This window comes from Microseira wollei NIES-4236, from assembly GCF_020521235.1.
GTDB classification, from domain to species: Bacteria; Cyanobacteriota; Cyanobacteriia; order Cyanobacteriales; family Aerosakkonemataceae; genus Microseira; species Microseira wollei.
On sequence record NZ_BLAY01000020.1, the window covers coordinates 63478 to 75639 of the forward strand.

Sequence of the window (12162 nt, forward strand, 5' to 3'; positions counted from 1 at the left end):
TCTATATGCGATCGCGCCATTTCCATCGCCACAGAATGGAGAGTAAAGAGCGATATTCCTCAACCTGACTGAGAGCGATCGCCGTAAATCCAATCAACCCCTGGGATCTGATAATATAATAGTTAGGCTGTATACTTAAAAAAGTTGAAGCAAATGTCAGTTGTTTCTCAGTTTTATGGCATCTTAATCAGGATGTTCTACAACGACTACGTACCACCTCATTTTCATGCTGTTTACGGAGAATATGAATTAATTGTATGTATTTCTCCCATCGCTATCCTTGAAGGGAAAGCACCAAATCGTGTACGTTCAATGGTTTTGGAATGGACAGCACTGCATCAACAAGAACTATCAGAAAACTGTCGTCAAGGTGAACCGCCATTGCCAATTGAACCTTTGGAATAAAGGAAAAAGTTACTAGGCTATACAACATCACAAAAGTCACCATAGAAGACGATCGTAAATTGCGTATTTTCTATGCCAATGAAAGTAGTATAATTGTCGATTTTAATCCCATAATCCAGAGAGGTGGCGTGCTAGCAAAGCTTGCAGATCCAGAATTTTTCTCCCAAGTTTCTCTCGGTGAAAAAGGTCGATACATTCAATGGCCTGGAGAAATAGAATTTTGTGCTGATGCTCTATGGTTTGACTCTCATCCAAAAGAAAATAAATTTCAAAAATTAGAAGGAAACTTACTGAGCGAACAAACATAAACTGTGACGTATCGGTGGCAATATCTAACAGTAGAGTAAAGAGCGATATTGCTCAAAATGATTGAGATCGATCGCGTTGAATAGTTTTCTATATGCGATCGCTCTTGCAGAGACTCTCAAGAGTTATAATAGAAATTAACTCAATATTCCTTGAGATGGCTTATGCTCCAAGAAACAGTACTGCAAATTCCCTTTCAAGTTATAGCAGATGCGATCGCTTCTTTAGGAATTGAAGAAAAGCGCAAACTTTGGCAACTGCTAAATGAAGAAATTATCCAAGCAGAAGCTAAACAGTCCTCACAACTTCTCATTCAAAATAAGAATGGCTCAGATTACAAACCCACAGGGGAAATCTTGACTATTGCAGAAATACGCGATCGATATCCTCGCCAATGGGTACTAATTGCTGATACTGAATCAGACAATGAATGGAACGTGATTCGCGGTGAAGTCTTAGTTCACTCACCGCAGCGAGAAAGCATGTTATAAGTTGAAGGAAAAATTGCTAAAGTAGTAAACATAAGGAGAAATTCAAAATGAACGCACTAACAGTACAACTACCACCAGAGATTCCAGTCGAAGAAGCACGACTACTGCTAATGGTCAAACTGTTTGAAACAGGACGACTTACACTAGGACAAGCTGCAAAATTAGCCGGATACTCCAAACCGACATTCATAGAATTGGTTAGTAAACTTGGCGTGAGCGTTATTGATTATCCAGCAGAACAATTGGAACAGGAGATGAACCTTTGAGCCAGCAAGCTGTCACCAACAGCACTTGTCTGATTGGGTTGGAACGTATTGGACAGTTGAACTTACTTCCTCAACTGTTCGCTGTTATTTTTGCACCCCCTACTGTAGCAGCGGAAGTACAAAATCCGTTACCTTGGTTGAGGGTTCAAGCCGTACAAAACACCGCTGTCACCGCTACTTTGAAAACCCAGATGGATGCAGGAGAAGCAGAAACCATTGCGCTGGCTATGGAACTTGGCGATATTATCGTCATTCTCGATGACAAAAAAGCCCGTAGCGTTGCTCAACAAATTGGATTGAAAGTAATTGGAACAGCGGGAATGCTTCTACGTGCCAAACGTCAGGGAGTAATATCATGTCCTTAAGATTACCCATAATTAGCAGCCGGGACACGGCATGATTAACGTTATCTGTTTGTCTGAGATATCTATCATGCCGTGTCCCTACGCAACAACGGGGTCAGTTTTTTATTATGGGCAATTCAACGGACATGATATAATTAGCGAAATTAAACCGCTTCTGACTGCTCTTGTGCAAGCTGATTTCCGAATATCCAATGCGATTATTCAAGAAGCTTTACGATTGGCAGGGGAAGACAATTGACTGAGTTAAGGCGATCTTTCATTTGCAGGGAGTCTAATTCGAAAATCTAGCCAACAGTGCATCATCAGATAATTGAGATAACTGTTGCAGCAATAACGCTAACTCTTCTGGAGATAATGGGAGTAAGTTAGCGAGCGCTCTTGATTTCCTAGTTGATTATTTTACCATTTTTTGATCGTTTTATTGGCTATTGGTGTTCGCATTTTTACACAAATAACAAAAAAAGATGACTAGGGAGCGATCGCTTGAATAAGTTAATTTGTTATTACCAAGGACTCCCCACAACTGTAAACGCCGCCCAATAATAAGGATGGGATAAGTTTTCGTTCTTATGTTTTGCTAAGGCAGGCGGTAACGTTATCCTGCCATTATGACTTTGCAACTGACCGTTTTCTATGCGCAGTTGCCCATTTATCATTTCTATTTGCGCTTTTTGCAGTGCTGCGGCTTTAATTGGGGCGGTTTGCAAATGACGATAAAATTCTGTCATTAATGCTAAAGTTCCTTCGTCGGAAACGTACCACAAACTCGCTACTGCTGACTTGACTCCCGCTTGCACTGCTAACCCGGCAAATCCTAATTCTGCTTCTTCGTTTCCAATTGCAGTTTTACAGGCACTCAGGACTAAAAGTTCTACGGGTGGGTTGTTTAAACCCAATTGCCCTATCTTATCTAAAGTAAGTTTACGATCCCAAAATTGGATATAGGAATCGCTGGGTTTTCCAGGTAGGAAGTCGGCGTGAGTGGCAAGGTGGATAATTTTAAACGGTTGCTGCTGGCGTTGACTTCGCAAATTATCCTCGGTAAATTCTTGGTTGAGGAATAATCTCCCGTGCCAGATATTTTGCGCGATCGTAGATAATTCCACCGGCACCGCTGGCAAGGGATTTTGTTCCTTAAATTCCGACGCACCCATCGCCAATACTGGGGAATTATGCAGATTGGTATAAATTGTATCTGTGAGTTTAAAAGCGGGAATGCGTGCAATGCTGTACTTTTCGGTGAGGAATTTTTGCCCATCGTGCAAAGCTGCTAAAGGTAAAGAACGCAATCCCGCACCCATGCAAAAGATTAACGTATCTATACCTTGCGCTTGCAAATCCCGTTCCACAGGTGCGATCATCCATTGATAGAGTTGCTGTGCGGGTGGCAAATAGCTGCTTTTGTCCTCAAGGGTGGCGGCAGAGACGGTGAGGCTAAACTCTCTCGCTTGTGCGAGTAAAGCTTTACGGTTCGCTGCCTCAACTCGCTTGTAAATAGGTGGTTTTCCAGGCAAAATCAATACCAATTCTAGTCGTTGTTCCCGTGGAACTACATACAGAAGAGCAGGTTTTGTTTGAGTTTGAATCGCCAGTCTGTTTAAAGTATCCGCAATATCTTTAACTGTAATTGAGCGGTCGGGGAAACTGCGCCTAAAATAATCTTCAAATTGCTTTTCCCAGGTTTGTTCGATTTGCGGCACCATCGAACTTAAATTCGGTTGCTCTTGCGGGTTTTCTAATGGGGCGGAGTGAACTGCTTCTGGTAAAACTACAGCTTGGTGTTTGGGCAATATCCCTACCGCTTTACCGCTGATGCTTCCCGCCAGGTACAATGCTGCCAGCAACATGCTAACGCTACTCGCTACGGATTTCATAGCTGCCCCCGTTGCCATAATATAACCCTATGCTAAGCGATGGGAAACGAGCCGCGATCGCTCGGAGGTCATACTCTTGAATTTGTTGTTATAATATTCGTTTAAAATCCCTTTGGGAGGCTATATTAATGAATGAATTTAACCAAGCAGAATGGCGTTCAGTTGCGCTTTTTCGTCTAGCCGGATACGGGCTGTTGTTGCTATCCTTATTTGATTATATTAATATTTTTACTCCGCCCCGCTTTACTAATTCGGTTTGGGAATTTCAGGTGATGGGAGAAATGGTAGAAAAAGTGCCCGTCCCTTTAATTGGATTGGCATTTGTATTTTATGGAAAAGACGCTTACCGAAAAGAGCAAGAAGAGATAGTATTAAAGTTTTTATCTTGGCTGGCTTTAGGTTTGGGCATTTTATTTTTGTTGATAATTCCTTTAGGTATTAATAATACATTACGTCTTAATAATTTGAATAACTTTCAACTGAACGCTCAAATGAATAGAGGTTTAAACCAACTACAACAAATTAACGATAGACTGAGCAGCGCTACATCAGATGACGAAATCAATAATGCCTTAAGAAATTTTAATTTTCAAGGACGCATACCAGAGGTAAAAAACTCTCAAGAACTTAGAAACAGAGTTTTATCAGACATATCGAATGCTAAAAATCAACTACAGACGCAAATAGAAACGACCCGCATGAATCAGAAAATTAGTCTTGTAAAAAATTCGGTTAAGTGGAACTTAGGCGCTTTGATTTCTGGGGTGTTGTTTATTTACGTGTGGAAGCTAACAAATTGGGCGCGTTGAAGAGGACGCGGGGACAAGGGAGAGCGGTGACGCGGGGATTTCGTTAAGAAGACCAGGACTACCCAAAGAAACAGGGTTCCTGTCAAAAATCGTTGGTTTGGAAATAGACCCATCATTAAAACTCAGAGCGTCTCCCTGTCTCCGCGTCGGGAGCGTCGTTTTAACTATGGGTAATCAAACGGACATGATATAAGTCCTGACTGCATAAGTCGATAGACGCCAGAAATATATAAAGATAGCGGAGAAGACCGCCGTTTGCACAAGCGAGTCAAAAGGAGGTGACAAAATTGAGGATGTTGGCGTGGGATAGCACTTTAGCCAGTATGTCTGCCAGTAGTGTAGATATAGCGTTAAAGCATGTCCCTACCAAGAGAGGTGAAACAGTTATGGGTATAGCATCGAGATACTGGAGACTGGTGACAATTGATGCGACAGGCGGGTGCAAAGTCGAAGCGATTGACTCCCTGGCAGCTTTTTTCGGGCAGGAATTTGCCGAATTCGCAGGTGGGGGAGAAGTGCAGGATACGTTTATCCAACGCCGACTGCTGGATTTGCTGCATAATGATAGCGATCGTTGCGTTTTGGCTGAAGGTTGTTTGCGCTGCTTTATTTCTAACCAAATTGAGCAAGTTTGCGTTCAATTGGAAGAGCAATTTGGCAGGGAACATGGGTTCACTCGCTACGATCTATTTTCTTTTGTCTTAGATGATGTGGATGTCGCTGTACTTCACCAGCGTGGTAGTTTGAGGCAGGGTGCTTATAAATCCCTTGCTACTGAAATTTTGCAGAGGTTTAATCCGGAACGAGGTAATCTATCTACTTGGGCAACTCAGTTAACGAAGCACCATCTAGAACTGAATGCTTTTTTGTTGGAACGGGGTGTTTATTTGGTGAGCGATTGGGCTATCCTTAACGACACGACTCCGAAACAAGTGCAGCGCATTTTTTCTGAGTTTCACCACCTCACACCCGTGGAAATTCAAAAAGCTTGCATCTTATTGGAAAGCTATCACTTGATTTATCGACGGGACAGACTTAAATTGCGTCAAACTGGTGGGGGTGGTAAATGTCAGCCGCCTACGGATAAACAACTAGAGCAAATTGCTCAATCTCTGGTTGCCAAACTGAGTCAAGAAAAGCTGGCTATTCTCGATTTATCCACTGAAGATATCCTGACGCGACTGCAAGATATGGCGGGGAAATTGCGCCAATATCGCATTTCTGTCCGGCGAGGAACGCCGCAAACAGATTCTATCGACGATCCTGAAATTCGACGCCAAGCGGAGAACAATCCGTCGCCGAAGTCGGAGAATGAGGAAAGTGACGAACAAGAAGAGTTTTTAGAATTTTATCAAGCTTCGTTTCTCGAATGTTTGGATCTGGCGTTGGATAAAGTAGTAAGATCGCGCGTCGCTAATCTACAACGCAAAAAGCCCCCAACAGACCGACAATTCCTCCAAGCTTTGCACTTATTTCACTGTCAGGGCAAGGCAATGGGCGAAATTGCATCTGCGATCGGATTTCAAGCACAATATCAAGTCACCCGCCTGCTAAAACTCAAAGAGTTCCGCGCCGATGTCAGACAGAAAATGTTAGAATCCCTGCGCGATCGCATTCTCAATCAAGCTAAAATTTATGTCGATCCGGAACGCCTGCAATCTCTAGATTCTCAAGTTGAACTCGCCCTCGATGAAAGAATTTCTGAAGTGATCCAAGAAGCAACAGATGAAGCTAGCAACCCCAACCGTTCTTCTAAAAGTCGATTTGCCCAGAGACTATGCAAACAACTCAAAGGAATTTTTGATTTTTGATTTTTGATTTTGAAACAGCCAGGAGCAAGGTCATGACGTATTACTCAAATAATTTAGCCGCACTCGATTTCGACTTTGAAGCTTTTCCCGTTGAAGCGATCGCTCTCGAATCTGCTAACATTGAACGCGCGATCCAAATTAGCAGTGCCATCCCTAATGAATCGCAACAATGGCAAACTTATCTCAATGCCTTGGCTCTGTTTGGTTTTGAACAATGGTTAGATGAAAGAGCATCAGATATTCCTTTAGAATCAGCAAAATCTACGGTTTTGCAACCTCAATATGCCAATGTCTTTCCAGCCGTTGCTAATTTAAACGTCGGGTCGTTTAAACTTTGTTTAATTGCGACTGGAAGCTCTTCCGATGAGGAAGTTATTATACCACAACCTGCGATCGATTTACCAGAATTTGCGGCGCATTTTTACGTATTAATCGAGATTCAGGAAGAATTTGAACAGGCAATCATTAGAGGATTTTTGCGGCGCGATCGCTTAAATTCCCAGTGCCATTCCTTGAATTTACAACCCAACTCAGATTGGACATATAGCGTGCCTTTGGCTTGGTTTGACAGCGAGGCAGATCGTTTATTGCTGTACTTGCGCTGCTTAGAACCTGGTGCCATTTTATTGCCGGAAATTGCCAGCGATCCCGTTGCTGCATTATCGACAGTGCAAGCGGAACTGGAAACCCTTTTACCTTTATTGCAATCGAGGGAAACAGCCTTGTGGCAAGTCTTAAATTGGCAACAAGGGGCAGCCGTATTAACCAATCCAGAATTACTCGAATGGGTGTATCAACTGCAAATAGAAGCAATCGGCGACGAGGCATCAGAAACCAAAAACGAACTGAGAAATTATTTGTCAGATTTGTTAAACTTGCTGACTCAAAGAACGGTCAATGTAGCGCGTTGGTTACAAGATCAAATCGATGAATTGGCGCAAGGACTTTCATGGGTGCTAATGCCTCCTACCTTTGTTCCTGCTACCGTATCCATGCGATCGACGCAAAGTCTTGAAGCCTTATTACCCGTAGCAGAATTCGAGGAAATTATCAGGCAACTTGCCCACACCGGCATGGAAATTCCCACTGCGGCAAGGGGTGCTTATCAAGATATCGGACTCGCGGATATTCAAGCGCGACTTTATGCCCTGACATGGCCTTTCTTATCTCCAGAAGATACTCCAGAGTGGACGCTATTGCTAGTATTAGGTCCAACACCCGATAGTGCATTACCCCACGGGATCAGACTGCGCGTTAGCGATCAGTCAGGGGTTTTAGTACAGCGAACTTTAAATAGAAATAGCATGGATACTTATCTTTATGTTCTCATAGCAGGTCGGTGGGATGAGAAGTTTTTAGCAACTATTACCTTACCCAATGGTACGACATTAACATTGCCGCCTTTTGCGTTTCGTCCAGAATTTGGTAATTGCTAATTGCTAATTGCTAATGGGAGAGGAGGGATAATGTAAAAGATAATCGATTGCCACTGCATAGGTAACGTAACGTAGGGGCGGGTTTATTTATACCAGGCGCTGAATTTCAAATATTTCTCGTAAAACCCGACCCTACAGTACGCTCAATTATTAACCACCCGATAAAATATGACCAATTAGCAATTAGCCATTAGCCATTAGCCATTAGCCATTAGCAATTACCCACTATGTTCCATCTAAAAGTTGAACGAATCGATCAAACTTGCAGATTTGAGTTGTCCTGGGGAAAAGGACAGCAACTGGTGGAGAAGTTGAACTATCCAGAAATACTGACGAGACTGTACCAAGATTGGCAGCAAATCTATCTCAGTTTCTATACAACCGCATTGCGGGGGCGCGTACAAGCGAGTGGCAGTTTGAACGCACCCCCACCGCCGGTAGACTGGCACGCCAAACTGGTGCAAGCTGAAGCGAAGCTGCTGTACGAGTTTCATCGTTGGTTGCGCAGTGGAGATTTGTTTGAAATTCGTCGTGCGATCGCCTCCGCAGCTGCTAATAAAATAGATCCTTCATCCCCGCCAGTAAATGTTTTTCTCACTTGTAGTCCGATAGAATTGGAACGCTTTCCTTGGGAAGCATGGGAAATTAGCGACTTTGCCAATGCTGGCAATATCCGCATTATTCGCACGCCGCAGAATATTCGGGTAGAAGCGGATGAAGAACAGGTGCTGCGTCGCCGCAAAGCTAGAGTTTTAGCCATTTTGGGAGACGAAACGGGGTTGAATTTTCAGGCAGATCGGCAGGCGGTGCGATCGCTTTCTCCCATCGCCGAAGTTGAATTTGTCGGATGGCAAAGCGAACAAGATATTGGCGAATTAAAACAGCGAATTTGCGATGCGATCGCCGACGAAAAAGGCTGGGATATCTTATTTTTTGCCGGACACAGCAACGAAACATGTATAACGGGGGGACAGTTAGCGATCGCACCCCATACATCGATGTTAATTAGCGAAATTTCCCCCTATATTACCAAAGCAAAAGAACGCGGAATTCAATTTGCCATCTTCAATTCCTGTAGCGGACTCACCATCGCCAACGCATTAATTGACTTGGGGTTAAGTTCTGTCGCAATTATGCGGGAACCCGTTCACAACAAAGTCGCCGCAGAATTTCTCGTGCGGTTCTTACAAAGTTTAGGCGAATACAAAGACGTACAGGAATCGATGCTGGCAGCTTGTCAGTATCTCAAACTAGAAAAAAAACTCACCTATCCTTCTGCTTATCTAATTCCGTCGTTATATTGTCACCCAGGATCTAAATTATTTTGCCTGCAACCCTTTGGTTTTAAACAACAACTGCAACAGTTGCTGCCAACTAGACAGGAATTGCTTTTTCTGGTGATGTTTCTATTAATTAGCTGGCAATTGCCGGTGCAGGACTTTTTATTAGAACGGCGGGTCTTAATGCAAGCAATCTACCGCAATATCACAGGTCAAACGGGCAAAAACGGCCCACCTCCCGTCCTATTAGTCCCGATCGATCAAGACTCAATTGAGAAAGATAATATCGGCATTCCCAGACCGATGCCCCGCACTTATATAGCCCGCTTAATCGATCGGCTTTCTGCGTTAAATGCCAGAGTCATCGGGATAGATTTTCTGCTGTCGCGCCCCCAAAAAAATAACGACAAGCAGCTAGCAAAGTCGCTGCGAAATGCCGTGCAAAAGCAACCATTCGGCACTTGGTTTGTATTTGTAGAACTAGAAGACGACTCCGGACAATGGCTGCGAGTTCGACCTGAAATTGCTAGTCCAAATTGGAGCTTGTACGGCGATATGCGCTTCGTTATGGGATATATGAAACTAGGACCAGGCGAGCATTACGACGTAGAAAGCTTGCCATTTTCTTATGCGATCGCACTCGCTTATAAAGAGAACTTTGAATCGAACCATGACCCGCTGCAACCGCAATTGAAAAGCCAAAAATATTTTTTATCTCAGGTAAAAAGCGATATTAAAAAAAAGCAGAATCAAAACTATACGAGTCTATTTTCACCCTCCTCCCACTTTCAGCCAATTACCGCCTTTTCTTATCAACTGGGGCAAACTTGGTTGCACCCAATAATGGATTTTTCCATTCCCCCCGACCAAGTTTACCACCGCCTCCCCGCGTGGCAACTGTTGCGGGCTAAAGGCGATGCACCCCAACTGCGCCACGTGGGAAAGCAAGCTGCGATCGTCGTACCGGGGGGATATTTAGAGGCGGGAGTATCTAAGGAAGGCGAGGACAATTTTCCTCTACCGGGTGCGATCGCTTATTGGCGCAATCAACCCGGATCTTTTGACAATAGTCGCATCTTTACGGGGGGAGAAGCCCATGCATACATGGTGCATCATTTCGTCACCGGGCGGCTGGTCATACCCATCCCCGATGTTTGGATCGTCGCCTTGGCAGCATTGTTGGGAAAAGTAGCGGTTTTGGCACTTTTGCAGCCAAATCGTCGTCGCCATATCCGGAAAAGTTTTTCTCCTTTTAGGGGAGAAAGCGGGAGGATAATTGTGCTGGGCATCGCTACTGCCGGATATGGACTGGTGAGTTTGCAAGTTTATATTTCTAGCGCCATCTTATTCCCTTGGCTTTTAGCTTCAGCAATAGTTTGGAGTTATGCGCTACCGGCGCTAATTAGGAGAAAGAATTATGGATAGATTTGATTGGTTGCGGTTTAAGTTACTACGCAATCACCGGGTTTCTATTACCAGAAGGGTGAGAAACCCGATTTTTTTGGTTTTGCTTGTTACGGTGGCAGCGATCGCCTCTGGGGTGCATTTACTTTTTCCAACTGCCAGCGCCCAAAACCAACCCGTGGCGCAGCAATCCTTGACAAAACAGCGCCCAGAGTCTAGCGACATTCCTGAGGGGGGACAAGCGCGTCCGCCTCGCGACCCAAAAGGTCCCGGCACTCCTGGCGGGGGACAAGCGCGTCCAGCGCCTCGCAATCCCAGAGGTCCTGGCGTTCCTGGCGGCGGCAACTTGTACGAAGATATTTTGAACCAGTTAAGGGAACAGAACCGCATCGGAGTGCGCGGGGGGAATCTTTGCGCGATCGCACCCCCAGCACGCTTGATGGGTACCGGCAACGCCATCTGGCACGATCGTCCTCTTTTTATCTGGCAAGGCGCAGCAGTGCGAATTGAGTTGCTTGCCAGTCCCAGCGAGGAAGTGTTGTGGAGTAAAAACCTGACACCTAACGATACAACGGCGGTTTATGAGGGAGAACCGCTGCCAGCGGGACAGCGATACGAATGGCGGTTATATCGGTCGGATAAAGATTTTGAGGTCATCTTGTTTAGGATCTTGCCCAAAGAAGAGCGCGATCGCATCACCGCCGAATTAAATCAACTGCAAACCCAAGGCGCTACTGCCGAAGAAATAGCTTTACAACAAGCTAATTATTTCGCCAAAAAACGCCTGTGGGCTGATGCTTTGCAAGAGATTTATTCCGTGCCAAATCCTTCCGAACAACTCAAGCAACTGGGTCAAGAAATTACCACTTACCTTTGTCGGTAATTGCTAATTGCTAATTGCTAATTGCCCCTACAGGTCATAATTTCGATGCAACCGGCGTACGGACACGGCAGCCACAATCAAAGTTGCATCGGTCAAACTTTTTGCCTGCCGTGTCCCTACAATCAAAAATGCCCGTACCCAGATCCCCTCATCAAAGGGTAGGGGCACGGCAGCAACAATCAAAGTTGTCAACTCAAAATTTTCTCCTGCCGTGCCCCTACAATCAAATGTTGCCAGGGTAGGGACACGGCAGCAACAGAATTTGTTGCATCGGTTAAATTTTTTGCCTGCCGTGCCCCTACAATCAAATGTTGCCAGGGTAGGGACACGGTAGCAATAGGCTTTGTGGCATCGGTTAAATTTTTTGAACGCCGTGTCCCTAGGATCAAATGTTGCAAGGGTAGGGGCACGGCAGCAACAATCAAAGTTGCATCGGTCAAATTTTTTGCCTGCCGTGCCCCTACAATCAAATGTTGCCAGGGTAGGGACACGGCAGCAACAGAATTTGTTGCATCGGTCAAAATTTTTGAATGCCGTGTCCCGACAATCAAAAATGCCCGTACCCAGATCCCCTCATCAAAGGGTAGGGGCACGGCAGCAACAATCAAAGTTGTCAACTCAAAATTTTCTCCTGCCGTGTCCCTACAATCAAATGTTGCCAGGGTAGGGACACGGCAGCAACAATCAAAGTTGCATCGGTCAAATTTTTTGAATGCCGTGTCCCGACAATCAAAAATGCCCGTACCCAGATCCCCTCATCAAAGGGTAGGGGCACGGCAGCAACAATCAAAGTTGTCAACTCAAAATTTTCTCCTGCCGTGTCCCTACAATC

The 12162-nt window shown here is 44.7% G+C and carries 15 protein-coding genes; 11 read left to right on the forward strand and 4 right to left on the reverse strand.

The features are described 5' to 3' along the window. Nucleotides 1-153: 153 nt before the first annotated feature. The 6 genes from MiSe_RS08910 to MiSe_RS08935 all read left to right on the forward strand — a co-directional run bounded on the left by MiSe_RS08910 (nt 154) and on the right by MiSe_RS08935 (nt 2071). Nucleotides 154-405 carry a DUF4160 domain-containing protein gene (locus MiSe_RS08910; protein WP_226577662.1) on the forward strand — a complete coding sequence of 84 codons (252 nt, stop codon included), beginning with the start codon at nt 154-156 and terminating at the stop codon, nt 403-405. A gap of 26 nt (nt 406-431) precedes the next feature. Then, on the forward strand, nt 432-713 hold the full coding sequence (locus tag MiSe_RS08915; protein ID WP_264196416.1) for a DUF2442 domain-containing protein: 282 nt from the start codon (nt 432-434) through the stop codon (nt 711-713). A gap of 162 nt (nt 714-875) precedes the next feature. Beyond that, entirely contained in the window at nt 876-1202 is a 327-nt protein-coding gene (locus MiSe_RS08920) for a hypothetical protein (RefSeq protein ID WP_226577665.1), read from the forward strand. A 47-nt stretch (nt 1203-1249) separates the two neighbouring features. After that, a complete protein-coding gene (locus MiSe_RS08925; protein WP_226577667.1) occupies nt 1250-1468 on the forward strand; it encodes a UPF0175 family protein in 219 nt (72 codons plus the stop codon). Then, nucleotides 1465-1833 (forward strand): PIN domain-containing protein, encoded by a 369-nt coding sequence (locus MiSe_RS08930; RefSeq protein ID WP_226577669.1) that lies wholly within the window; start codon nt 1465-1467, stop codon nt 1831-1833. Before MiSe_RS08925 ends, MiSe_RS08930 begins: the two co-directional genes overlap by 4 nt. 67 nt (nt 1834-1900) lie before the next feature. Continuing rightward, the gene (locus MiSe_RS08935; RefSeq protein ID WP_226577672.1) at nt 1901-2071 is read left to right on the forward strand and encodes a PIN domain-containing protein; all 171 of its coding nucleotides are present in this window, start codon (nt 1901-1903) and stop codon (nt 2069-2071) included. Between the two features lie 265 nt (nt 2072-2336). Here MiSe_RS08935 and MiSe_RS08940 read toward each other — a convergent pair whose 3' ends face one another. Further along, nucleotides 2337-3725 (reverse strand): CHAT domain-containing protein, encoded by a 1389-nt coding sequence (locus MiSe_RS08940; protein WP_226577675.1) that lies wholly within the window; start codon nt 3723-3725, stop codon nt 2337-2339. A 110-nt stretch (nt 3726-3835) separates the two neighbouring features. On the opposite strand from MiSe_RS08940, the gene hpsJ-A reads away from it, so the two are divergent. From hpsJ-A to MiSe_RS08965, 5 genes are all read left to right on the forward strand, one after another. After that, the gene (gene hpsJ-A, locus MiSe_RS08945; RefSeq protein ID WP_226577677.1) at nt 3836-4516 is read left to right on the forward strand and encodes an HpsJ-like protein, cyanoexosortase A-associated; all 681 of its coding nucleotides are present in this window, start codon (nt 3836-3838) and stop codon (nt 4514-4516) included. Nucleotides 4517-4902: 386 nt separating this feature from the next. Further along, entirely contained in the window at nt 4903-6327 is a 1425-nt protein-coding gene (locus tag MiSe_RS08950; protein ID WP_226577679.1) for a hypothetical protein, read from the forward strand. A 32-nt stretch (nt 6328-6359) separates the two neighbouring features. After that, nucleotides 6360-7763 (forward strand): DUF1822 family protein, encoded by a 1404-nt coding sequence (locus tag MiSe_RS08955; RefSeq protein WP_226577682.1) that lies wholly within the window; start codon nt 6360-6362, stop codon nt 7761-7763. A 227-nt stretch (nt 7764-7990) separates the two neighbouring features. Continuing rightward, a complete protein-coding gene (locus tag MiSe_RS08960) occupies nt 7991-10468 on the forward strand; it encodes a CHASE2 domain-containing protein (protein WP_226577685.1) in 2478 nt (825 codons plus the stop codon). Continuing rightward, nucleotides 10461-11330: a hypothetical protein gene (locus tag MiSe_RS08965; protein ID WP_226577688.1), complete on the forward strand. Its 870-nt coding sequence runs from the start codon at nt 10461-10463 to the stop codon at nt 11328-11330. Before MiSe_RS08960 ends, MiSe_RS08965 begins: the two co-directional genes overlap by 8 nt. 27 nt (nt 11331-11357) lie before the next feature. Here MiSe_RS08965 and MiSe_RS08970 read toward each other — a convergent pair whose 3' ends face one another. The 3 genes from MiSe_RS08970 to MiSe_RS08980 form a co-directional block, all read right to left on the reverse strand. Further along, nucleotides 11358-11522 carry a hypothetical protein gene (locus tag MiSe_RS08970; protein WP_226577691.1) on the reverse strand — a complete coding sequence of 55 codons (165 nt, stop codon included), beginning with the start codon at nt 11520-11522 and terminating at the stop codon, nt 11358-11360. After that, nucleotides 11519-11947 carry a hypothetical protein gene (locus tag MiSe_RS08975; RefSeq protein WP_226577694.1) on the reverse strand — a complete coding sequence of 143 codons (429 nt, stop codon included), beginning with the start codon at nt 11945-11947 and terminating at the stop codon, nt 11519-11521. The genes MiSe_RS08970 and MiSe_RS08975 overlap by 4 nt, the downstream gene beginning before the upstream one ends. Then, on the reverse strand, nt 11944-12162 hold a 219-nt coding region (locus MiSe_RS08980), incomplete at its 5' end, for a hypothetical protein (protein WP_226577696.1). The genes MiSe_RS08975 and MiSe_RS08980, both read right to left, overlap by 4 nt.